The 22,170-nt window shown below is 51.7% G+C and carries 21 protein-coding genes, 8 tRNA genes, 2 rRNA genes and 1 riboswitch; of the genes, 4 read left to right on the top strand and 27 right to left on the bottom strand.

Annotated features, from left to right (window positions below):
• The first annotated feature begins 1 nt into the window (after nt 1).
• Both EVJ24_RS03285 and thiW read left to right on the top strand, forming a co-directional pair.
• On the top strand, nt 2-322 hold the full coding sequence (locus EVJ24_RS03285) for a hypothetical protein (RefSeq protein ID WP_131439546.1): 321 nt from the start codon (nt 2-4) through the stop codon (nt 320-322).
• Between the two features lie 24 nt (nt 323-346).
• Nucleotides 347-445: riboswitch (TPP riboswitch) on the top strand.
• A 63-nt stretch (nt 446-508) separates the two neighbouring features.
• Nucleotides 509-997, top strand: coding sequence for an energy coupling factor transporter S component ThiW (gene thiW, locus EVJ24_RS03290; RefSeq protein ID WP_131439548.1), 489 nt, complete (start codon nt 509-511; stop codon nt 995-997).
• Between the two features lie 34 nt (nt 998-1,031).
• On the opposite strand, the gene EVJ24_RS03295 is transcribed toward thiW, so the two are convergent.
• Together EVJ24_RS03295 and EVJ24_RS03300 are read right to left on the bottom strand one after the other, a co-directional pair.
• Nucleotides 1,032-1,511, bottom strand: coding sequence for a GNAT family N-acetyltransferase (locus EVJ24_RS03295; RefSeq protein ID WP_131439550.1), 480 nt, complete (start codon nt 1,509-1,511; stop codon nt 1,032-1,034).
• Nucleotides 1,493-1,996, bottom strand: coding sequence for a YcxB family protein (locus EVJ24_RS03300; protein WP_131439552.1), 504 nt, complete (start codon nt 1,994-1,996; stop codon nt 1,493-1,495). Before EVJ24_RS03300 ends, EVJ24_RS03295 begins: the two co-directional genes overlap by 19 nt.
• A 93-nt stretch (nt 1,997-2,089) precedes the next feature.
• On the opposite strand from EVJ24_RS03300, the gene EVJ24_RS03305 reads away from it, so the two are divergent.
• Nucleotides 2,090-2,488 carry a VOC family protein gene (locus tag EVJ24_RS03305; protein ID WP_131439554.1) on the top strand — a complete coding sequence of 133 codons (399 nt, stop codon included), beginning with the start codon at nt 2,090-2,092 and terminating at the stop codon, nt 2,486-2,488.
• Nucleotides 2,489-2,600: 112 nt separating this feature from the next.
• The gene (locus EVJ24_RS03310; protein ID WP_131439556.1) at nt 2,601-4,403 is read left to right on the top strand and encodes an LTA synthase family protein; all 1,803 of its coding nucleotides are present in this window, start codon (nt 2,601-2,603) and stop codon (nt 4,401-4,403) included.
• Between the two features lie 41 nt (nt 4,404-4,444).
• Here the strand turns inward: EVJ24_RS03310 and EVJ24_RS03315 are convergent, their stop codons facing one another.
• From EVJ24_RS03315 to EVJ24_RS03435, 25 genes are all read right to left on the bottom strand, one after another.
• On the bottom strand, nt 4,445-5,329 hold the full coding sequence (locus EVJ24_RS03315; protein WP_131439558.1) for a VOC family protein: 885 nt from the start codon (nt 5,327-5,329) through the stop codon (nt 4,445-4,447).
• Between the two features lie 14 nt (nt 5,330-5,343).
• Nucleotides 5,344-5,628, bottom strand: a complete 285-nt coding sequence (locus tag EVJ24_RS03320; protein ID WP_071398573.1) for a putative quinol monooxygenase — start codon at nt 5,626-5,628, stop codon at nt 5,344-5,346.
• 101 nt (nt 5,629-5,729) lie between these two features.
• Nucleotides 5,730-7,157 (bottom strand): methyl-accepting chemotaxis protein, encoded by a 1,428-nt coding sequence (locus tag EVJ24_RS03325; RefSeq protein WP_161568729.1) that lies wholly within the window; start codon nt 7,155-7,157, stop codon nt 5,730-5,732.
• Between the two features lie 210 nt (nt 7,158-7,367).
• Nucleotides 7,368-10,019: an MMPL family transporter gene (locus EVJ24_RS03330; RefSeq protein ID WP_131439562.1), complete on the bottom strand. Its 2,652-nt coding sequence runs from the start codon at nt 10,017-10,019 to the stop codon at nt 7,368-7,370.
• A gap of 3 nt (nt 10,020-10,022) precedes the next feature.
• Entirely contained in the window at nt 10,023-10,466 is a 444-nt protein-coding gene (locus tag EVJ24_RS03335) for a MarR family winged helix-turn-helix transcriptional regulator (protein WP_131439564.1), read from the bottom strand.
• An 85-nt stretch (nt 10,467-10,551) separates the two neighbouring features.
• Nucleotides 10,552-11,055, bottom strand: coding sequence for a GNAT family N-acetyltransferase (locus EVJ24_RS03340; protein ID WP_131439566.1), 504 nt, complete (start codon nt 11,053-11,055; stop codon nt 10,552-10,554).
• A 63-nt stretch (nt 11,056-11,118) separates the two neighbouring features.
• On the bottom strand, nt 11,119-12,060 hold the full coding sequence (locus EVJ24_RS03345) for an NAD(P)/FAD-dependent oxidoreductase (RefSeq protein ID WP_236637537.1): 942 nt from the start codon (nt 12,058-12,060) through the stop codon (nt 11,119-11,121).
• Nucleotides 12,061-12,127: 67 nt separating this feature from the next.
• The gene (locus EVJ24_RS03350) at nt 12,128-12,790 is read right to left on the bottom strand and encodes a DUF975 family protein (protein ID WP_071398578.1); all 663 of its coding nucleotides are present in this window, start codon (nt 12,788-12,790) and stop codon (nt 12,128-12,130) included.
• Nucleotides 12,791-12,926: 136 nt separating this feature from the next.
• Nucleotides 12,927-14,723, bottom strand: a complete 1,797-nt coding sequence (gene glmS / locus EVJ24_RS03355) for a glutamine--fructose-6-phosphate transaminase (isomerizing) (RefSeq protein WP_071398579.1) — start codon at nt 14,721-14,723, stop codon at nt 12,927-12,929.
• A gap of 358 nt (nt 14,724-15,081) precedes the next feature.
• Nucleotides 15,082-16,440 (bottom strand): phosphoglucosamine mutase, encoded by a 1,359-nt coding sequence (glmM, locus tag EVJ24_RS03360; protein WP_071398580.1) that lies wholly within the window; start codon nt 16,438-16,440, stop codon nt 15,082-15,084.
• A 35-nt stretch (nt 16,441-16,475) separates the two neighbouring features.
• On the bottom strand, nt 16,476-17,756 hold the full coding sequence (locus EVJ24_RS03365; RefSeq protein ID WP_131439570.1) for a CdaR family protein: 1,281 nt from the start codon (nt 17,754-17,756) through the stop codon (nt 16,476-16,478).
• Nucleotides 17,757-18,617, bottom strand: coding sequence for a diadenylate cyclase CdaA (gene cdaA / locus EVJ24_RS03370; RefSeq protein ID WP_016508862.1), 861 nt, complete (start codon nt 18,615-18,617; stop codon nt 17,757-17,759).
• A 133-nt stretch (nt 18,618-18,750) separates the two neighbouring features.
• Nucleotides 18,751-19,386 carry a polymer-forming cytoskeletal protein gene (locus tag EVJ24_RS03375; RefSeq protein ID WP_131439572.1) on the bottom strand — a complete coding sequence of 212 codons (636 nt, stop codon included), beginning with the start codon at nt 19,384-19,386 and terminating at the stop codon, nt 18,751-18,753.
• On the bottom strand, nt 19,383-19,958 hold the full coding sequence (gene sigW, locus EVJ24_RS03380) for an RNA polymerase sigma factor SigW (RefSeq protein ID WP_070329318.1): 576 nt from the start codon (nt 19,956-19,958) through the stop codon (nt 19,383-19,385). Before sigW ends, EVJ24_RS03375 begins: the two co-directional genes overlap by 4 nt.
• 131 nt (nt 19,959-20,089) lie before the next feature.
• Nucleotides 20,090-20,992: an arginase gene (gene rocF, locus EVJ24_RS03385; RefSeq protein ID WP_131439574.1), complete on the bottom strand. Its 903-nt coding sequence runs from the start codon at nt 20,990-20,992 to the stop codon at nt 20,090-20,092.
• A gap of 201 nt (nt 20,993-21,193) precedes the next feature.
• Nucleotides 21,194-21,269, bottom strand: a tRNA-Ala gene (locus tag EVJ24_RS03390).
• 17 nt (nt 21,270-21,286) lie between these two features.
• A tRNA-Gly gene (locus tag EVJ24_RS03395) sits at nt 21,287-21,361 on the bottom strand.
• Between the two features lie 7 nt (nt 21,362-21,368).
• Nucleotides 21,369-21,444, bottom strand: a tRNA-Lys gene (locus tag EVJ24_RS03400).
• Nucleotides 21,445-21,449: 5 nt separating this feature from the next.
• A tRNA-Tyr gene (locus EVJ24_RS03405) sits at nt 21,450-21,533 on the bottom strand.
• 6 nt (nt 21,534-21,539) lie between these two features.
• A tRNA-Thr gene (locus EVJ24_RS03410) sits at nt 21,540-21,612 on the bottom strand.
• A 27-nt stretch (nt 21,613-21,639) separates the two neighbouring features.
• Nucleotides 21,640-21,715: transfer RNA gene (locus tag EVJ24_RS03415), tRNA-Val, on the bottom strand.
• A gap of 4 nt (nt 21,716-21,719) precedes the next feature.
• Nucleotides 21,720-21,794 (bottom strand) — tRNA-Glu (locus EVJ24_RS03420).
• Between the two features lie 4 nt (nt 21,795-21,798).
• Nucleotides 21,799-21,873: transfer RNA gene (locus tag EVJ24_RS03425), tRNA-Asn, on the bottom strand.
• Between the two features lie 8 nt (nt 21,874-21,881).
• Nucleotides 21,882-21,997: ribosomal RNA gene (gene rrf, locus EVJ24_RS03430) — 5S ribosomal RNA — on the bottom strand.
• A gap of 50 nt (nt 21,998-22,047) precedes the next feature.
• Nucleotides 22,048-22,170: ribosomal RNA gene (locus EVJ24_RS03435) — 23S ribosomal RNA — on the bottom strand; the annotation flags it as partial.

Genomic DNA, 22,170 nt, shown 5'->3' on the forward strand with positions numbered 1-22,170 from the left:
TATGGACGTTGTCTATTATTCATACCCGGTCGATGCGCTACTCTATATGTATTTAGGTGCGACGGCTGTCTTCAGCTTCATAATTGGTCTAGTCGTTCGCCGTGTGTCGAGACGTCCAGATATCAGCTTTTGGACGACGATCGTGCTCAGCTTTGTCGGACTATGTCTTTCACTCGGCTGGTTCCGTAACGCCTCGGTCACCGTATTTATGGGTACACTCCCGTGGGTCATCAATCTCATGTTTTCCCTGTTTTTATACGCCCTGTATAGCGGTATCATTTATTTCATCTTCCGACCGCGAAAAATTGAGGCAACAAAATAACGTTATGCTATACTCAAACCAATAAACGACCACTAGGGGAGCCTTCGGGCTGAGACGGCAACTGCCGGACCCTTCGAACCTGATCTGGCTCATACCAGCGTAGGGAAGTGGCTTGGATACGTCTGTCTGTCCACGCCACTTTTCCACTTGGAGAAGTGGCGTTTTCATTTTGAAAGGAGACACTTCATGCGTATTCAACAACTCACTTGGATGGCGATGCTCATCGCCATCGCCATCATCGGCTCCTTATTCATCTCCATCCCGACCGGTGTCGCCCGGGCCTATCCGGTGCAACATATGGTGAACGTCATCGCCGCCGTCACCGTCGGTCCGATTGGTGCCGTCCTCGTCGCGTTCGTGACCGGACTCGTCCGTGTCATGACCGGGACCGGGTCGTTGCTCGCCTTCCCAGGTGGTATGATCGGCGCCTTGCTTGCTGGACTATTTTACGTGCGGACGAACCGGGTCGCTTTCGCTGCGCTCGGTGAAGTCATCGGGACGGGCGTCATTGCCTCGCTCATCGCCGTCCCGTACGCGAAAATCTTAATGGGTTCTGAGTTTGGGGCGCTGTTCTTCTTCCCGGTCTTCCTCGCCTCGAGCGTGACTGGAGCCATCCTCGGCTGGATCGTCTTGGCTCGGGTCAAACAATTGCGTCCGCTTACGATAAAGCGATAATTGAACAACAACCACCAAAACAGGGACGGCCGACTTAGGAAGGCTGTCCCTGCTTCACGTGATACACCCAAATCTCTTCCCCGTTCGCTTCATCAATCAAGCCACTGTCCTCGAATCCGCCCTTCGCATAAAACCGTTTCGCCGGTTCATTCGTCGGATGGAGGCTGAGGATGAGGTCATCGACATCAAATCGCTCTTGCATCCACTCAATCGCAAGTTGCAAAAATGTTGACCCGATGCCTTTCCCTTGCTCATCCATATCAATCATAAAGCGGTCGAGCCAGACGTAACGCTCCACCTTGTTCTCGGCCCCGACCATCATGAAGCCGACCGGTTGATTGTCTCGACAGAGCGCGTAGCACGTCCACGCGTACTTGACGTCGACGTCCATCTCGCGGAGCGATTCCGCGTTCGTTTCGATAAAGCGGGCCTGACCAGGTGCGACGGTCAAGGCGACGACCGCATCCAAGTTCGTCTCATCAATCGGTTGAATCGTCAACGCATCGGTAGCCATCGTTGTACCTCCTCCATGTCCTGCCCGCGTTTCGGCAAGATGTAGGCGCTGACCGACGAGTTATACAAATACACATAATCGGCTTCCTCGACGACTTCCTTGATGCCGCTCCATGAGACTTTCGTCTCCCCGAACGCATTTTTGTCACGAAGACCGTCTTCATCCAGATCCATCGTATGCGGGCCGATCATGCCTTCATTGCTTCGTTCTTGAATCATCCGCTTCGTCTGTTTTCGGATATGCCGTTCAAAATACTTCGGATAATACAGAAACCAGATGAGGCTGATGACGCCATACACCCCAAACAGCCACCAGCTCGTATCTTGAAACAATGTCGCGAACGTCAAAGCGCCACCACCTAAAATGATGACGGGCCCGATGATGCGCTGCAGGAATAGCATCCTCTTCCCTATCTTTGAACGTCTAATATGACTCAAGTTGAAGTGAATGTAGTCTTCTTCCGTCAATTCGTATTGGATTTCCATATGTATCCCTCCTCGGTGTCGTATACGTCTTCGTTCAAGAAAAGTTCCGCTTCAGGCTCCTATTCGCTAAAATGAAAGCAAAGGAGTGACACGATGAAACAAATCCACCATCTCTGTATCCAAACGCCCGACTATGCGGCGTCAAAGCAATTTTATGAAACGCTCGGTTTTGAGCTCGTCCAAGAGTCACCCAACTTCCATACCCGGGCGTTCAACAGTTGGCTCAAGCTCGGCGACTTCTATATCGAACTCCAGACGGCGAAGACCGACGAGACGTTATCGCCGTATTCGAAACATGCGGCCGGACCCGTTCACTTCGCCTTGTACGTCGATGACCTTGAAGCGGAAGTCCGTCGGCTCGAGGCGCTCGGTGTCACGTTCTTGCCGAAACATGGCGGCAACATCTACTTCGTCGTCGATGGACATTTGAGCAAACTAAAAGCCCCGGAAGACACGATCATCGAGCTTCGGGACACATTTTTGATCAAGTGAGGCGCTCGCCTCGCTTTTTTTCGTCCGTATCGCACACCCCCATGTTTCCCGCCACCTACGAACAGGTACATGAAAAAGAATACGACGTGTACGTACCGTTTGGAGGCTATTTATGAAATATCTTGATTATTGGAGTTATCTGTCACTATCACTTGCCAAACTATTTTTATTCAGCGTCTTGACCGCGAGCGCGTTCAACGTTCATTTTTTACTCGTCAATATCGGGATGATTCTCATGATGACGAGCTGGGCTCTACTCGTGAAGACGAAAACACGGCGCTGGATTTTATTCGCCTCGCTGTTTCTACACAGCACACTCCTCATCTCCGACGTCTGGTATTACCGCTATTTCGGCAATCTGTTGTCGGTCGCGCTTTTGTCAGACGTTGGTCAGATGGGCGACGTCGGCGGCGGCTTCCTGACGTTGATTCAACCGACCGACTTTCTATTGTTCGCGGACCTGGTGCTTTATACCGCTGTCCTCGTCTATATGAGAAAAAGACCTGCGCAAGTCACAGGAAAAAACCGCCGGATCGCCGCTGCCGGTTTTGTCATCGGCTTGGCCGCCTTCGTCGTTCCATTAACCGTCAGTCAGCCGAATGATGACGAGCAAGCACCGATTTCGAACATGCGTGAATATTACGAGTACGGCTTTTGGGGGTATCACGGCCTCGACTTATTCCGTGGCATCGGCGACCAACTCGGCTTCGGAGACGGCTTAACCGCACAAGAAGAGACGCGGCTCGGTACCTCGACTCCAACCGACGTCGAGACAACGGCTGATACGAACGTCATCATGCTGCAGCTCGAGTCGTTCCAGACGTCGGTGATCGGACAGACGATCAACGGACAGGAACTGACACCGAACTTGAACGCGCTTCGTGACGAGATGTTGTACTTCCCGAACTTCTATCATCAGACGCACGAAGGCCGGACGTCGGACGCAGAATTCACGGTCAACACCTCGCTCTATCCCGTCAAATCCGGTTCAGTGTACACCCAGTACGGTGACCATACGTTTGACGCCTTACCTGAACGTTTGCGCCAAGCCGGCTATGATACGGCCGCGATGCATGCGTTCGATAAAACGTTTTGGAACCGCGACAACGTCTACGACAATATCGGCTTCAATCATTTTTTCAGCAAAGACGATTACCCCGCTCAGGACGTGATCGGCATGGCACTTAACGACAAAGACTTCTTGACCACTTCCGTCGAAGCGATGGACACGTTAGCAGAACCGTTTTATGCGTTCATGGTCGCTTTGACGAGCCATACGCCGTACGACATTCCGGAAGAAGAGAAGCGTTTGGACTTGACCGGATATGACGATCCGCTGCTTCAAAACTATTACCATACCATCCATTACGTCGACGCGGCCGTCGGATTGATGGTCGATCAATTGAAGGCGAACGGGACGTGGAATAATTCGTTAGTCGTCTTTTATGGCGATCATGACAGCGGGCTGACCTCAGCAGGTGACGAGATGGCCGAGCAAGCGAACGCCGATTCGGCCGTCGAACTGTTTCAGCTCGACCGTTCTGTTCCGCTCTACATCAAGCCAGCCAACTTGAACGAAGGTCGAACGATCGAAGCGAGCGGCGGTCAAGCGGACATCGCCCCGACCATCCTAGAGTTGCTCGGGATGGAGCCCGCCTACATGCTCGGTAGCACATTGCTCGACGACGAACCGAACTTGACCGTGTTCCGTAACGGGTCGTTCCGGTACGACACGCTCTACTATGTTCCCAACTTGACCGAACCCATCGGAAACGGGACGTGTTACGCGGTCGAGACAGGAGACGAGCTACCGCTCAGTCAATGTGAGCCTTTCATCGACGAAGCGGCCGAACAGCTGCGTCTGTCCGATACGATCATCGAGAAAGACGCACTCTCTAAAAAGATACGCGAATAAAACCATGCCGCCCCGATTCGTTAAGGGCGGCATGATTCATTTCAATATACTTTTCGCAACTCGGTCAGATCGATCTTCTTCATCGGCAAGAACGCTGCCGTTACCCGCGCCAACTGTTCCGGCGTGCCGGTCGTCAGCATCTCTTCCATCTCCCACGGCACGATTTGCCAGGAGACGCCGTAGCGGTCCTGTAGCCAACCGCATTGTTCGGCTTCAGGTACGGACGATAGTTCATCCCAATACGCATCGATTTGGTCTTGTGTCTCACAAAACGCGATCAGCGACTGCATCTCGTTGAAAGCGAACTGGTGATGCTCGGCACTGTCCATGACGACGAACTCACGTCCAGATAAGACGAAACGGGCGTAGTTCAACTTCCCTTCTAATTCTGGGCCATCGTCTTTATCGTAACGGATCAGCTGATCGTCGAGGACGTAAGAGTCCGGAAATACCGTGACCCAATCGTCCATCGCCGCCTCGGCCCGACCGAACGCCTCCCCGACGAATAACAGACACGGGGTCACCGTCTGGATGTCCATGCCACCGTTGTGCATGATTTGCCAAGAGACGCCGTGCTTGTCTTTCAACCAACCGTAACGTTCACTAAAGTCGTACGTGTCGAGCGGCGTGAGCACGTCAGCACCGTCCGATAACTTGTCCCACAGCGTATCGACTTCTTCTGACGTCGGGAGCGAGACCATATAGGAGAAGGACGGATTCCGCTCCTTCAAGTTACCGGCACCGAGCAGTTGAAAGAACTGACCAAAGAGTGAGACCGTGACGACCGTCGTCTCACCAGGCGGAGTGTCGATAAGTTTCGTCGTATAGTCGACGAATGAATCCGGAAATATCGAGGCGTACCAATCGGCAATCGCTTCGACGTCTTGCTCGAACCAAATACACGGAATAATCGGTTGCGTGATCATCGGACTGTCTCCTTTCAGACCTCTTGCAAACGGTACACGTCACGGACAGCGAGTAACGTCTCGGCAGCTTGCCGATACGCTTGGTAGTGGGCTGAGTTGATATGATGGTCGAGCGCCGTCTCGTCCCGATACTTTTCATAGAACACGAACGTACCCGGCGCATCGATTGACTCGTGTAACACGTAGGTGATGCACCCTTCTTCCTGCCGCGACGGCGGGATGACCTGATCGAGTGCTTGACGCAACTCACTCTCTTTGCCCGGGTGAGCCTTTAAAATAGCTGTGATCGTAATTTCCATTGATCGTTCCTCCTCATTTTAGGACTGACGCAAAACTTTTCCCGTTTTAGAAGAGATGTATACGCAAATGGACACGCCTATTTTCAAGGCGTGTCCATCATTTAGACGAGTTCGTTCGCAATCTCGTTCAATTCTGCAATTTGATCCTTTAACGAAGCCAACGCCTGTTGCTGCGACGTCGTCAACACATGCACGTCTTGACCGTTCTCTTCGAGAGCTGTCATCAGTGCTGACATTTGGCCCGTCACTTGATGGACTTTGTTCAGTTCTGATGCGACGACTTGGAGCTGGGTCGATGTCTCATCCACCGTGCTCGCTACCGTCCCTGTCGTTTGAATCATGGAGAGAATCGACGTCCCGCTCTTACGGACTTGTTCTTCCTGCGTCGACAAACGTTCTGTACTGCCATCGATTGCCCGTTCCGTCACTTGTACCTCTTGCATGACGAGTTGGATAATATCATTGATTTGAGATGAGGCTTGGGCGGTTTGAGCCGACAAATTTCGAATCTCGGACGCAACGACGGCAAACCCTTTCCCGTGCTCACCCGCTCGCGCCGCTTCAATTGAAGCATTGAGCGACAGGAGGTTCGTCTGAGATGAAATCTGCTGAATCGTCCCCGTGATGGTCCGTACTTCTTGGAAGCGCTCCGCCAACCCTTTAAACGCATGATTGACTTCACCGATACTTAAGTTCAGTTCAGCGAGCGACCGTTCTGTCGAGTCCATGTTTTCATGCGAGACGTGAGCGTCCTGCAAGACGCCACTTACTTGAGACGTTGTCTCCTGGAGCTGCTGCTGCATTCGTTCAAACGCCTGTACAGTTGAATGGATTTGTGAAGCGACAGTTTGAATAAGACCTGCCTGTTCAGATGTCCGTTTCGTCATCGAACCGATTTGTTCCGTCACCTGTTCTGAAGCATTTGTGACTGACTCGACTGAATCATTCATCGTGAAGACAGCTCCGTGAAGCGTAGTCGCACTCGCTGTCGTTTTCGCCATTGTCAGCTCGATTTCCCCTGCATGTTGTTCTGCTTTCTCTTGCTGCGCGAATGTCTCATGCAACAACTTTGCGCCAAAGAATGACACAAAGTACGCGCCAGACAAAGCCATTGTGAGCACCGTGAACCAAATGACGAGGTCGAGCGGCGTTGCAAATGAAAAGCGCCCGGTTAACACAGCTACGACCGAGACGATCAGCGCGAGCATGCTACTGTACAGTACAAGATGCCGATTCAAGTAGATCAACGTCAATACGATGTAAAGAAAGACGACATTTTGAATCGCCGCACCTGGTAGCGTCAAAATAATCGCTGAAGCCGAAATGTACATCAATGTGACGAGCCCATACTTCAACCAAGCATGCTCTACATAGAAGCGATGGCCGAGCCATGATCCAATCTGAATGACACTCCCCACCACAATAAAACTGACTGCGTCTTGTCCGGCGAGCTCCCCGATCCAGTACAAAACACCCATAATCGGATAAGAGAGGAAAAATAAAACGATCAACATACGAGATACTAACAACGAACTTATTTTTTCAAAATGATTCACCATGATTGTTGCCTTCTTTCAGTAGAATAGAGATCTACACTATACTTCGGTGCATTTTTTCCAATATGAAGTTTGTTTTTCGCTATTTTTATTACATTGACTAAACAAATAAAAACTGTCCCTCAAATTGTCATTTGTACTTAACAATTGAGGGACAGTTTAATTGAATGACGTCTTGTTCAGTCATTTATTCTTTCGTTTGAACGGCCACCAGACACCATCTCCGAACGATACGGTGATCGCCGGGATGAGAAGTGGCAGCACGATCAACCCGTACAACAACAGACCGGTGATGACGATTGTCGCGATCTGGACGAGGCTGAGTACACCAGACGGAATCATCGCCCCGAACGTCCCGGCGAGGATGACGGCCGCCGTCATGATGACCGTACCCATCTTCGTCATGGCGTGGACGAGGGCGTCACGCACCGTCATCCCGTTAATCGATTCTTCACGGAACCGATCGAGTAGGAAGATCGAGTAGTCGATGCCGAGCGCGATCAACATGACGAACCCGAAGAACGGTACGGCCCAGCTGATGCCGTCATAACCGAGCCCTTCAACGAAGATGAGCTCCGTTATCGCCGCTGACGTGTAGTACGTGAGCAACAGTGACCCGATCATATAGAGTGGCATGATCATCGAACGGAATAGTACCGTCAAAACGACGAACAGCGTCACGAGCATGATGGCGACGGTCCGATTGAAGTCGTTTGTCGATGTCTCGTTTAAATCGCTGTTAATGCTTGAAATCCCGGCGTAACCGATGGTCGCGTTATCAAATGGGGTGTCCGTGACGACACGTTCCATCGTCTGTTTCAACGTTTCGACCGTATCGATTGCTTCCGGCGAGTACGGGTCCATATCAAGGATGACCTCGAGTTGTGTCGCCGTCCCCTCGTCGAACACGTAACGTTCGACGGCCGGGGCAAACTCGTCTGACGTGAGCGTTCCTTCCGGTAAATAGACGCCCGTATCACGCAGGCTGTCCGCTTCACTGAGTGCCGAGAGGAACGCCACCGCGTCGCCAAGACCGGTTTCGATTTGCGCGAGCCCTGCGTTCGCTTCACCGACACCAGTCGCGAGTTGGCCGAGTCCCGATCCGAGCTCACCGACTTGCGCACCTTGCGCCGTCAACACAGACGCTGCTTCATTGATACCCGCCTCGATCTGACTGAGACCACCAGACACTTGTTGCAGTTGCGCCACAGTCGCTGGAATGTTTTGCGTCGCCGCGAGGCCTTGTCCAATCAAACCGAGCTGGGCGTTCAGTTGGCCGAGTCCCGTCGCCGCTTCCGCGAGCGGTGCTCCGGCGTTCGTCGTGCCAGCAGGCAGTTGACCGACGACCGCTTGAAGGCCAGCTTCAACTTGAGCGAGTCCGTCTTGCACATCACCAAGACCGGTCTCCGCCTCGGCAAGCCCTGAACTCACTTGTTCGAGTTGCGTATCGACATAAAAATCATCGATGACGTCACCGGTCGGACGTGTGATTGAACGGACACCGCTCACACCATCGACTTTTTCTAATTCGCTCGCGAACTTCTCGATATACGGAATATCTGACTCGGTCAGTTCCGACTCTTGCTTCAAGATAATTTGAACCGGGAGCGATTCACCTTGTCCGAACCCTTCCGAGATCAAATTGAGACCGCGCACCGAGTCATAATCGTCACCGATCTCATCGACCGTATTGAATGAGCGGGCGTCATCATACGTGAACAACACCGGCACGGTGATCAGTGCGACGACAAGGATCGAGACGAACGGACGATTGACCGAGATGCGGCTGAATCCAGCCCACAGCTTGCTGTCGTGATGCTCGCCTGCTTTTTTCGACGGCCAGAACAAGCGATTCTTGAGCGTCGCCATAAAGAACGGCACAACCGTGAACAAGATGAGCAACAAGACGGCAATCCCGACCGCGACCGCGACGGCCGACTTGAAGATCGGGAAATCGGCAAATCCGATCGCGGCGAAGCCGACGAATACGGCGAGACCACTAATGAGTACCGTCCGTCCAGCCGTCTTATACGTGTTAACGATGGCGTCCTCGATCGCGTGCCCGGCACTGAGTTCTTCTTTATACCGGCTAAGAAGCAGGATGCAGTAGTCGGTCCCAATCCCGAACAAAATCGCCACGAGGAAAATTTGTGTGTAGTTCGAGACCGGGAAACCGAACCAGTCGACGAAGAACGCGACGAACGATTGGCTGAGGAGATAGGTGAACCCGACCGCGATCAACGGAATGAACGGGGTCACGATTGAACGGAACACGAGCAAGAGCAGTCCGAAGATCAACACGACCGTGATGATTTCGGTCTTCTTCAACCCTTCCTGCGCACTCAAGTTCACATCGTTGTTGATGATTTCTTCACCTGTGATGTAGACGGTCTCGTCTGTCGGGAGGATGTTCTCCCGGACATCGTCCGCGAAAGCGTTGATGTCCTCCATCGATCCTTCGACCGTGATCGGGACGAGGACGATGCGGTCATCTTCCGAGACGAGTTGCGCTTCCGTCTCGGCGTTCTCGAACGGGTCGAGCACGTCTTTGACGACCGTATCATTTTGTTCCAGCTCGTCGATTACCCGGGCAATATCTGCCCGTTCAGCGTCTCCGAGCGCTTCAAATTCATAGACGAGTGAAATCGTCTTATCGCTCTTGCCCGCAGCGTTCAAGATGTCTTGCGCGCGTTGCGAGTCCATGTCTTCAGACAGTTGGAAACTTCCCGCCTGTTCTGCCTGCTCGGTCAAGTTTGGTGCCGCGACGAACAAGGCGGCCGTCAATACGATGAGGCCGATCAAGATGCCCCAGCGCCATTGAATAATTTTGTGCACGTGTTATTCCTCCCCAATTCGAAGCAGTTGTTTGATTTTCCGGAACGTCCGGACGAACTGTTCGATCTCTGCCTCATCTATCTTCCCGTCGAGTAGTGACTCGACATAATGGTAGACGGCCGTATCTGCCTGTTCGACGACGTGTTGTCCCGCCGCTGTCAGTTCGATCAACCGTTCGCGTTGGTCTTGCCCGCGCCGACTGACGACGAGCTGTTTCTCAACGAGTTTTTTTAAACGGTTTGAAACGGCGCTTTTATGCACACCTTGTTTCATCGCCAACTGACCCGCTTGAATCGGGCCGAACTGTTCGAGCAGTTTTAATAGTTGGAGCTGTTCACGCGAATACTCCCGCCAGACGTCGCCTTCCATCGCCTCAATGACATGTTCCGCTCCTTGGAACATGACTTCTTCAAATAGTTGGACGGCCTCCCGCATCAATTCTTTCATTTTGGTTTACCCCCTAAACTAGTTAAAGATAGTTTATGCCCTAAACTAGACGAGGTCAAATAAAAAGACCGATGAAGTAGGCGCTTCATCTGTCCATTTCGTAAACGTATGTGTAAAAAGATAAGAATCGTCCTTCCCATTCCATCTGATGTATTTCATCTTCACGAGAAAAGCCAGAACGCATCAAGACGTGTTGGGACGCCTTATTATCTGTCATCGTCTTGGCAGTCAATCGTGTGAATCGAGGAAGGTTAAGCGTAAGTAATTGCTGAAGGGCTGCGGTGGCATATCCACGACCTACATAGTCTCCACCAATTCGATAGCCGATTTCCCCGGTCTCGAAATTGACATGATGGACGTTGAGACGCCCCACGATGGACTCACCATGCCAAATCAAATAATAATATCCATCCCCGTTCACTTGTTCGGCCAACAAATGTTCCAACTTCTGACGAAATGCTTCAGGTTCATAGTACGTGTCTCCACGGCTTGGAACGTAACGCTCGAAATAGGGACGATTCTCACATTCAAACGTGTACAGTGCGGTTTCGTCCTGTATGCGCAACGGTTTCAGACTCACCCGATTCACGTAATCAACGCCTCCTTTCTCAAAATCGTATCGTCGTGATCAAAAAAACCTTCCGCAGAAGGTTTAGGACCGCATCGCTGCCGCAACGCGGAGACCCGAGACGTACGCACTTTCAAACCGGGTCCGCCCTGAAGCATCGTCCGGCTCGAGAAAGACGTCGCCCGCCAAGTAAATCGGTGCGTCGTTCAATTTATAGTACGGCTCGTGCCAAACGTCTGTCGCCTGGGCGTAGCGCCACCGCTTCAACTGTCTCGACTGAATCGGTGCGTCTCCGGTCACAGTTGTTAGCAACCGCTCGATTTCTAGAAGCGTGTCTTCAGCAGGACGCTCATACCAAGCTTCACTCCACGCCTCATCCATGTAGACGCTGACGAGTTCTGACGTCGAGATGCCTTTTTGACGGTTATTGATGATTTTCAACAGACCAGGTGCCAAGTCCGTATCGATAATCCCGTCCGCACCGATTTGGGTGTCGCCCGCGAACTCGAACAACCCGACGAACGTCGGGGCGTAAGTCAGCTCACGCAACGACTCAGCCACCTGACTCGATAAGTCAGCGAGCAGCTCGAACGTCTGTGGGAGCGGTGACGTGATGAGGAGAAGGTCATAGTGGCGCGTCGCCAAGTCTGTCGTGACGACGACCGTCCCACTCTCCATACTGACCGCCTCGACCCGTTCGTTCAATTGGACGGTCAAGCCGTCGGCCAACTGTTTGGCGAGCGCGTTCATGCCGTCACGGGCGACGTAACGCGGATGCGGGTCGGCGTACCAGACGCGGACCCAGTCCCGCTCGACCCAATCGGCGACCGCCTGTTTGAGTGCTTCCCCGCGCACGGTGAAATAGACGGCCCCGTGATCGGCTTTCCCGTCCCCGATCCGTCGGGTCGCCAAGCGTCCACCGACGCTCCGGCTCTTCTCAATCAGTTCAACCGTATGTCCGTGCCGGACGAGTTCACGTGCTGCAACAATTCCGCTCAGTCCGGCCCCGATGATTCCGATGTTCATATGCATTCCCCCTCTTTCAGGAAGATTGTACCATGACGGTGAGAGTGCCATCCGGTCTCGATGCGTTTCACGCCGATCGGTTCCACTGTTCGTCATACTCTCGTTTCGTTTCTTCGTAGAAGACAGCAAAGCGACGATCGATGAAAGGATAAAGCCATGGCATCCCGAGCGTCAAAATCCAATACAGCGGATTAAAGACTTCGACGACTATGAGCGCAATCCATCCAATCGTAGTTACAATAAAAAATGGCAAAATTAAATATAATGCTTCTTTCTTATGACCGTTCATCATATCCCGGGATTTTGTGATGGCTTCATTCGCCGACAACTCGGGATCGTCTTGTAAAAGGAAATACGTAAACGCGTAAGAAAAATACTTCACGATTCCAGGAATAATGAACAACAACAACCATCCAAGTTGATAGATCCCCAATAATACGGTGACTAGAACGTGACGTAAATAATTCTCTCGGAACGGATCGATTAAACGAGCCCACACAATTTGTTGTCCGCGGATCACGTCTAAGACAATCCATTTGTATCCAATCGAAAGCGGAGCCGTCAAGGCGATGAGCAATAGCGGGAGGAACGACAACCAGGAAAACTGTATGTACGGGTCCGTCCATAATTGCATCTCCATGAATGCGGCAATCAAAAATGAACCCATCATCAACGAAAGCATTTTGCCACGCGTTGCTTCGGTCGCGCGACGTTTTAACTCTTGCATCATGCTAAATCCTCATTTCCTTCAATTAAAGTTTATGTTTGTGTTTCTTTGAATCAACTGGTTATATTATACAGCAAGGTATCCTCTTTTGTATTTTTCCTCACAAAAAGCCAGGATTTAAAAATCCTGGCTTCACTGTTTATTCTACCGTTACTGACTTCGCCAAGTTACGTGGCTTGTCGACATCACAGTCACGCGCGAGTGCAGCGTAATATGAGATGAGTTGAAGCGGGAGTACTGTTACGAGTGGTGTGAGCAACGGCTCGACACGTGGCAAGACGAATGAATCACTCTCGTGTTCCATGCCTTCCATCGAGATCGTGCAGGCAACTGCGCCACGAGCGACAACTTCCTTGATGTTTCCACGGATGTTGAGGTGCGTGTTCGGTTGCGAGACGAGCGTGATGACCGGTGTGCCGTCTTCGATCAACGCGATCGGTCCGTGCTTGAGCTCACCGCCTGGATAGCCTTCCGCTTGGATATACGAGATCTCTTTCAGCTTGAGCGCGCCTTCAAGACCAACGTATGAGTCCATCCCACGACCGAGGAAGAACGCGTTACGTGATTCTTTCAAGAACTTGTCAGCAAGCTGTTCGAAAATCTCTTTTTGAGCCATGACCGAATCCATGATCGTCGCGATGCGAGCGAGTTCCGTCATGAGGTCGAACGGAAGCTTCTTCCCGTTCGCACGAGCGATGTCGTAAGCGAGGATCGCGAGCACGGCGATTTGCGCCGTGTACGCTTTCGTCGACGCTACCGCGATCTCAGGGCCAGCATGGAGGAGCATCGTCTCATTCGCTTCACGCGACAGCGTTGAACCGGCAACGTTCGTGAGTGTGAGCGCCTTGTAGCCGCGCTTCTTCACTTCGACGAGGACGGCACGGCTGTCGGCCGTCTCACCTGATTGTGAGATGAAGAGGAACAATGGTTTCTCCGTGAGGAGCGGCATGTTGTAACCGAATTCTGAAGCGACGTGCACTTCAGTCGGCACACCAGCGACGCGCTCGATCAATTGCTTGCCGACGAGACCAGCGTGGTAACTCGTGCCACAAGCGACGATGTAGATGCGGTCCGCTTCCGAGACGAGCGAACGGACGCCTTCTGTGAGCTCGATGTCGCCATTGTCGTTCTGGTAGTGTTGGATAATGTTGCGGATGACGGCCGGTTGCTCGTCCATCTCCTTCAACATGTAGTGCGCGTACGTGCCCTTCTCGATGTCTGACGCATCGATCTCGGCCGTGTACGGGGCGCGCTCGAGGATTTCACCGTCGAGCGTCTTGATCGTCGCCGACTCACGCGTCAAGATGACGATCTCGCCGTCGTGGAGCTCGAGGTACTGATCCGTCACTTGGAGCATCGCCATCGCGTCCGACGCGACGACGTTGAACGTGCCATCACCAAGTCCGACGAGGAGCGGCGACTTGTTCTTCCCGATATAGAGGCGTTCGCGGTCCTCTGAGTCGATCATCGCGATCGCGTACGAGCCGTGGAGCTCTGAGAGCGTCTTACGGAACGCCGCTTCAACGTCGCCGAGTTCGACGAAGTTCTTTTCCATCAACTGGACGATGACTTCCGTGTCCGTCTCTGAGAGGAACGGTGCGTCGAGCGTCGCCTTGATCTGCTCGTCGTTCTCGATGACGCCGTTGTGGACGAGCGTGAAGCGGCCTGTCGTGCTTTGGTGCGGGTGGGCGTTCGGTACGCTCGGTACCCCGTGTGTCGCCCAACGTGTGTGGCCGATTCCAATCAATCCGTCTACTTCTGCTGGGACGACTTCGCGTAGCGCAGCGATGCGACCGACTTCTTTATGAACGTTGACGTTATCGTGCATCAACGCAAGACCTGCCGAGTCATAACCGCGGTACTCGAGTTTCTCTAAACCTTTGAGAAGGATTTCCTTCGCTCCGGTATTCCCAATCATTCCTACAATTCCACACATACAAAAATCTCCTCTATATTCGATTTCTCGAAAAAGGAAACGGGCTTTTTCAAAGAGCTGTCAATGCGCTCCCCTTTGGCCGTCCGGTCACCCGGACGTTTTGAGGGATTGCTTTTAGTCGTGACAGGCGACTAGGAGGCATCCGCCGAAATCTCGATAACCTCCAACCTCGTCAACTCATAAAGAGTTCTGGCGCTTTCTCGTACTTTGTGCCCCTCCGTTTCTAAGGTCACGCTCTTAATAGTACAAATCACACCCCCATCCGTCAAGAAAATCAGATGATTTCACAGTGACAAAACGGAAACAAAAAGGGAACCCAAAATTGGATTCCCTTGTGTTATTCCCTGTTTCGACAAAATTATCCTTCGACACCGTAATCTTCACGGACGACTTGAGCGATTTGTTCGACGTAACGGTCGCAGTCTTCCTTCGTCGGCGCTTCAGCCATCACTCGAACGAGTGGCTCTGTACCTGATGCACGGACGAGGATGCGCCCGTTTCCATTCATTTCAGCTTCCGCTTCTTGAATCGTTGTGAGCACGCGTTCCCCTGTCATCGCATCCTGTTTATTCGTGACGCGAATGTTGACGAGCGTTTGCGGATAGACCGGCATTTCAGCTGCTAGTTCAGACAGCTTGCGTCCTGTCGTCTTCACGATTTGTGCGAGTTGGACACCTGAGAGCATCCCGTCGCCCGTCGTCGAGTAATCGAGGAAGATGAGATGACCCGACTGTTCGCCACCGAGCGTGTAGTTATGCTTCTTCATCTCTTCGACGACGTAACGGTCACCGACAGCTGTTTGAAGAGCCGTCATACCTGCGTCTTCGACTGCTTTGTGGAAGCCAAGGTTACTCATGACTGTCGCGACAATCGTATTGTCTTTCAAACGACCTTTTTCGCTCAAGTATTTTCCGCAAATGTACATGATTTTATCACCGTCGACGATGTCGCCGTTTTCATCGATCGCAATCAGGCGGTCTCCGTCTCCGTCAAACGCAAGGCCCATGTCCGCTCCCTTTTCGCGAACGAATTGTGCCAAGTGTTCCGGATGTGTCGAGCCGACACCTTCGTTAATGTTCAACCCGTTCGGCGAGTTCCCGATTGTCGAGACGTTCGCTTCAAGGTCAGCGAACAAGCGAGCCGCAAGGCCGCTCGTCGCGCCGTGGGCACAGTCGAGGGCGATATGGAGACCATCGAGGTCCTCATCAACCGTCTGTTTCAAGAGTTGAAGGTACTTTTGTGCCCCTTCATAGTAGTCCGAGACGAATCCGAGATCTTTCCCTGTCGGACGCGGGAGTGTATCTTCCGCCGCGTCGAGAATCGTTTCGATTTCTGCTTCGGTCGCATCATCGAGCTTGAAACCGTCGCTACCGAAGAATTTGATGCCGTTGTCGGCAACCGGGTTATGTGAAGCTGAGATCATGACACCTGCTGTCGCGTCAAGCGACTTCGTCAAGTAAGCCACACCTGGTGTCGAGATGACACCGAGACGCATCACTTCCGCTCCGATTGACAAAAGACCTGCGATCAGTGCGCCTTCGAGCATATGACCTGAAATGCGTGTGTCACGCCCGATCAATACTTTCGGCTGTTCACCGGCTGGCAAGTGCTTCGATAACACGTAACCACCAATGCGTCCTAAACGATAAGCTAGTTCTGCTGTCAATTCTGAGTTCGCGACACCGCGGACCCCATCTGTTCCAAAATATTTACCCATATATTCGTTTCCTCACTTTTGTATGATTGAACGTCTCATTGAAGCGAAGACGTTTCGGTTTGGTCTTCGACGCTCGTTAACTCGACGTCGATTGTTTTCGGCGAGACGACCGTCGCGCCTTTCGGTACTTCATAGTCTACATCGACCCCATGCAAACCACTCGGCAGACCGGTCAAATCTAGTGTCACACTGATGCTGTTCGACGTCACGCTCTCAAGGAGTGATCGTTTACCTGACAATGTGACGCTGACGACTTCCGGTGCTTGAAGCGTATAGTTCGTCCGATCATAGCCTCTGACCGTGACAGGCACGGTTAAACGAACGCGTTCCGTCAATTCTCCGGTATCATCTCGCGTCTGATCATCCGCTCGGACGAGTAGCTGGACTTCAACTTGCTCGGTAGCGAGCGATGATGCGCCATCCGGTAGGACAAGCTTCGCTGTCACCTTCCCCGTCTGATCGACGCCATCAAGGTCAATCGGCTCGGTCTCAACACGGTCTAGTGCATCGAGCACTTCGCGCGGTGCGAAAACACGGACTTCTGTTTCCTCTAACAACGTGTCAACGAGCCTGAAGTTATCGGCAACTTCGCCGGTCGTGACAGCTTCAATCGGGAACACGGCACTTTGTTCATAGACAGGAACCGTGACGTTGATGATGTTCGGTTCGACCGTCACGTTAAGCGGGTTTCCGTTCGCGTCTAAAATCGTCGGCGGCACCTCACGCGTGAACGTCTGGGTTTGATTCGCCACATCGACGTTCAAGGTGATTTCTTTTACGTTTTGAATCCGGCTTTCGCCACCAGAAACTTTTACAGTCGCCGGCTCGATTTCCGCTTCTCCGACCACATACCCTTCCGGCAACTGGTCTTTATTTAACAAGTTGACCGAAACGGGCACTTCAACTGTCTGTTTGCGATCGATGTAAATCTCAACAGTGTCCCGCTCAAGCTTTACGTTGACGTCACCTCCGAAACCTCGTGCTTCCACCGGGACACGATGGAACCCAGTACCGAGGTTCGTTAAATCGACGAACACTTGATAATCTTTCACCAATTTTGTCATCGTCAAACTACTCGATGGACCTTGCAGCTCAACGTTCATCTCTTCCGGAACGTTGTACGCGACGTATTGTACTTCATCGAAGAATACTTCGACAGGAACGTCAAGCGACATCGAGCTTTGCCCGACAATCGGCAATGCATTTGTTGAATTGGTCGACGAGCTCGTCTCGGCGACCATAAAATAAAGAAGGATGGCTAAAGCAAGTGCGATGATGCGGAGAAACCATTTATGTTGTAACCACTGATCAATCACTTACTTGTCCCCCCCTTTTTTATTAAAGAACGAGAGTGTCGTCTCTTTTTCTTCAATAACAAGTTCTTGGATCAACTTGTTGCGAAGTGCCTCCTCGTCTAGCTCGCGGTATAAACGTCCAGCAATTGCTAAAGATACCGCACCCGTCTCTTCTGAAACGGTGAGCGTCACGCTATCGGTCACTTCACTGACCCCGATTGCGGCCCGGTGTCTCGTCCCGAGCGCCTTATCGATGTGCGGGCTTTCCGAGAGCGGTAAATAACAAGCCGCCGCTGCAATTTTCCCGTCTTGGATAATCATCGCCCCATCGTGAAGCGGTGTATTCGGAATAAATAAATTGATGATCAGTTGTGACGTGATGTGCGAGTCCATCCGGATACCGGTTTCAACGTATTCGTTCAACCCGGTATCTCGTTCAATCGCGATCAATGCCCCAATTCGACGTTTCGACATGTACTGTGCCGAACTGACAATCGCTTCGATCATTTGTCGTTGCTTGTCCTCATCGCTTGTGCTCGTACGACCGAACAAATTGCTCGTTCGCCCTAAGTGCTCGAGCCCGCGTCGAAGTTCTGGTTGGAAGATGATGATGATCCCAAGCAAACCATACGTGATCACTTGGTTCAGCAAGAACTGTAACGTCTTCAAACCAAAGAATCCGCTGAGGAACCAGCTGACGAGGATGATTGAAATTCCTTTTATCAGTTGGACCGCTTTTGTCCCACGGACGATCATCATCAATTTATAGATGACGTACGTGACGACGACAATATCTAAAACGTCATTCAAATAATCGTACCAATGTACGTTCTCTGAAAGACTGAAAAATGATAAGATTGAAACCTTTTCAAGTAGCGGCAAATGCTCCCCTCCTCAACTACCTAGCCAATTCGTGCAAGTTTTATTATATCATATTTCCCAAACGACGCATCGTTAGATGACAAAACGAAACCAGATTGAAACGAATGAAAAAAGACGCCCTGAGGCGCCTCTCTTAAAGTATTTGCTTGATAGAGTACCAAACCCACTCAAAAATCCGGTCGATTTGTTCGAGCTCTCCGGTCACTTCACCTGCACTGGCCAAATAGGCTCGGCCGTGCACGGCTGTCGCATTGCCTTTGACGGTACCTTCGATCCGCAGGTCCCCGCCTTGGACCGTAATGTCACGCTCGACGATGACGTCTTGCGGTACGACGACCTCGTTCGCTGTGACAACGATTCCAGGTACTTTCGTGTACGTCATGGTTTCGGTAGACCCGTTCCATAAACCGAGTGTCGCGCTCGACATTAAACTAAAGAATAGTAAGGCCGCGACGAGTCCCGGATGCTGTCGGAACCAAGTCATCTGTTTCGAATGCGGTTTTCTCCGTGGCCGTGGACGGTCTTCAAGACGCACGACCGGTGTCGCCGGCGGAGACGTTTTCGCTTCAGGAATGGCCGCCATCACGCGCGCCGTAAAATCGTCTGATAGCTTAGGACGTGGAAGTGCTTTAAGTTCGGCATCTATTCGTTCGTACTGAAGGTACGCCTCGTATAAGGCTTCATCCTCTAGTAATTGACGTAATTCGTCAGATTCTTCGGGCAGGATGCCATCTTCCAAGTATTGTTGCAGTTTCTCTTCAGGAGTCAATTGAACCCCTCCCTGTTTTGAAAGATTGTTTTTAACATTTCTCTTCCCCGGAAGATCCTTGTTTTAACCGTTGCGACCGGCATATCGATCATGACGCTAATTTCTTTGAGCGATAAATCATCCACGTACTTGAGCAGTAACGGGATACGATATTTGTCCGGCAGTTGCTGGATTGCCTCATGCATTTCGCCTCGAATCTCGCGGTGAACGACTTGGGCGTCGGGTTGGGGGGCATCATCGGCCAAATGGTCTTGATAGGTGAGACCATCCGTGCCAGCGATTTCGGCATCCATCGAGTACTCCGGCTTTCGCTTTCGGAGACGGTCGATGGCGACGTTCGTGGCGATTCGATACAACCATGTCTTGAACTTATACTGCGGATCATACGTATCAATCCGGGTATATGCACGAATGAACGTCTCTTGGGCAGCATCCTCGGCTTCGCCACGATCGTATAAAATCTTAAAGGCGACGGCAAAGACACCATCCTTGTACAGTTCTACCAGCTCAGCAAACGAATCGTGATTCCCCGACCTTAATTCGTCTACTAAACGGGTGGTCAGCCGTTCCATCAATCCACTTCCCCTCTCCGCAACCTATGCGGTCAATACAATATACGTTCAGTTGTCTGATCAGGTTTCACATCACACAAAAAAAGTTTCCAAACCCATTGTAGCAAACGGATTTGGAAACTGTAAGGCGATTAGACTATTTTGCTTTCCAGTAACAGGTTTTCTTTGGATTTCAAAATCGTTTCGCATAAACTGAAGGCGAGTTGAGCGGTTGTATCCTCTTGGTCAAGTGCAGGGTTCAATTCGACGAGCTCGATCGCAATCAACTCGTCGGCTTTCATCGCTTCCGCCAAAATTGCTTTCCCTTCTTCAGCCGTCAAACCGCCGTCGACCGGGGTCCCTGTTCCGGGGACGAGTTGAGCGTCCAAACTGTCCATATCAAAGCTTAGATAGAAGCGATCGACACGGTCACGTAAATACTCGATTGTTTCAGCCATGATTGTCTCAACGCCACGTGTCCGAACTTCTTCGACTGTTACGACCTTGATTCCGTGCTGCTTAATCGCTCGCATCTCTCCCTCATCAATATCACGTAAAGCGATGTACACTAGATGTTCTGGCGCAAGCTTTGGTTCACGCCCACCGACTTCCGTCAATCGGATGTCACCTAGACCCATCGCAGCGGCAAGCGGCATCCCGTGAATATTGCCTGACGGTGATGTTTCCCCTGTATTCAAATCAGCATGGGCATCGACCCAAATCACTCCGTACGGTCCGGTTTTGGCGAGTCCAGCGAGTGTCCCGATTGCCATGCTGTGATCGCCCCCAACGATCAACGGGAATCGATTTGCTTCAATATCGGCAGCAACGACGTCTGCCAGCTCATTGATCGTATACAAGACGCCGTCTACGCGCTTTAAATGTTCTTCATTCACTTGAATTTCTGACTCTGGTAAGACGCGAATCGTTTGTTGTAGCGTCCCTGTTGGCAGTAACGCTTCGATTCCGAGTGTTCGCAATTTAGTTGGACCTTGATCGACTCCGTGTTTCCCCTGTCCGTAACGGAGTGGTACTTCAATATATGACCATTGCATAGCCATTCCCCCTTGAGCAATTGATACCTACATTGTAAACGCTACCAAATGTGTGGTTCAACTTAACACGCCGGTGAATAAACATGCAAAAAGGCAGCCTGAATGGTGGCAGGCTGCCTTTCTCTGTACTCTTAAGTGAATGGTTTCATGGATTTAGGCAAAAAAAAACTTAAGTCGTAAGTAACTTAAGAAAAAAACAAGTGGTGGAGCCTAGCGGGATCGAACCGCTGACCTCCTGCGTGCAAGGCAGGCGCTCTCCCAGCTGAGCTAAGGCCCCGTTACAGGGAATAAATATGGAGCGGAAGACGGGATTCGAACCCGCGACCCCGACCTTGGCAAGGTCGTATTCTACCACTGAACTACTTCCGCAAAAAAATGGTGAGCCATGCAGGGCTCGAACCTGCGACCCTCTGATTAAAAGTCAGATGCTCTACCAACTGAGCTAATGGCTCAAACCTGGTGGGGGGGGGCGGATTCGAACCGCCGAACCCGAGGGAGCGGATTTACAGTCCGCCGCGTTTAGCCACTTCGCTACCCCCCCAAGGAGTGCCGGCGAAAGGATTTGAACCCTCGACCCTCTGATTACAAGTCAGATGCTCTACCAACTGAGCTACACCGGCATATATGGTTTGATTGGTTAATTAAAATGGTGGAGGATGACGGGATCGAACCGCCGACCCCCTGCTTGTAAGGCAGGTGCTCTCCCAGCTGAGCTAATCCTCCAAAATGGTGACCCGTACGGGAATCGAACCCGTGTTACCGCCGTGAAAGGGCGGTGTCTTAACCGCTTGACCAACGGGCCTTATTGGCTCCGCAAGTAGGATTTGAACCTACGACCTACCGGTTAACAGCCGGTTGCTCTACCACTGAGCTATTGCGGAACGATCTTGCCTGGCAACGTCCTATCCTCACAGGGGGAGACCCCCAACTACTTTCGGCGCTGAAGCGCTTAACTTCCGTGTTCGGCATGGGAACGGGTGTGGCCGCTTCGCTATCGCCACCAGACAAGGGATTGTTCCCTGAAAACTGAAGACTCATCAAGTTCAAACCGTTTCTAGATCAAAGCCTCGACCGATTAGTATCATTCAGCTCCACACGTCGCCGTGCTTCCACCCATGACCTATCTACCTCATCGTCTCTGAGGGGTCTTTCTTGATTGCTCAAAGGGAAATCTCATC

The organism is Exiguobacterium sp. SH1S21 (assembly GCF_004337175.1).
In the GTDB taxonomy this organism is placed as follows: domain Bacteria; phylum Bacillota; class Bacilli; order Exiguobacteriales; family Exiguobacteriaceae; genus Exiguobacterium; species Exiguobacterium aurantiacum_A.

Coding starts and splice junctions, on each gene's coding strand:
- EVJ24_RS03285 (WP_131439546.1), top strand. CDS start 2: ATGGACGTTGTCTATTATTCATACCCGGTCGATGCGCTACTCTATATG.
- thiW (WP_131439548.1), top strand. CDS start 509: ATGCGTATTCAACAACTCACTTGGATGGCGATGCTCATCGCCATCGCC.
- EVJ24_RS03295 (WP_131439550.1), bottom strand. CDS start 1,511: ATGGCTACCGATGCGTTGACGATTCAACCGATTGATGAGACGAACTTG.
- EVJ24_RS03300 (WP_131439552.1), bottom strand. CDS start 1,996: ATGGAAATCCAATACGAATTGACGGAAGAAGACTACATTCACTTCAAC.
- EVJ24_RS03305 (WP_131439554.1), top strand. CDS start 2,090: ATGAAACAAATCCACCATCTCTGTATCCAAACGCCCGACTATGCGGCG.
- EVJ24_RS03310 (WP_131439556.1), top strand. CDS start 2,601: ATGAAATATCTTGATTATTGGAGTTATCTGTCACTATCACTTGCCAAA.
- EVJ24_RS03315 (WP_131439558.1), bottom strand. CDS start 5,329: ATGATCACGCAACCGATTATTCCGTGTATTTGGTTCGAGCAAGACGTC.
- EVJ24_RS03320 (WP_071398573.1), bottom strand. CDS start 5,628: ATGGAAATTACGATCACAGCTATTTTAAAGGCTCACCCGGGCAAAGAG.
- EVJ24_RS03335 (WP_131439564.1), bottom strand. CDS start 10,466: ATGAAAGAATTGATGCGGGAGGCCGTCCAACTATTTGAAGAAGTCATG.
- EVJ24_RS03345 (WP_236637537.1), bottom strand. CDS start 12,060: ATGAACATCGGAATCATCGGGGCCGGACTGAGCGGAATTGTTGCAGCA.
- EVJ24_RS03350 (WP_071398578.1), bottom strand. CDS start 12,790: ATGATGCAAGAGTTAAAACGTCGCGCGACCGAAGCAACGCGTGGCAAA.
- glmS (WP_071398579.1), bottom strand. CDS start 14,723: ATGTGTGGAATTGTAGGAATGATTGGGAATACCGGAGCGAAGGAAATC.
- glmM (WP_071398580.1), bottom strand. CDS start 16,440: ATGGGTAAATATTTTGGAACAGATGGGGTCCGCGGTGTCGCGAACTCA.
- sigW (WP_070329318.1), bottom strand. CDS start 19,958: ATGGAACGGCTGACCACCCGTTTAGTAGACGAATTAAGGTCGGGGAAT.
- rocF (WP_131439574.1), bottom strand. CDS start 20,992: ATGCAATGGTCATATATTGAAGTACCACTCCGTTACGGACAGGGGAAA.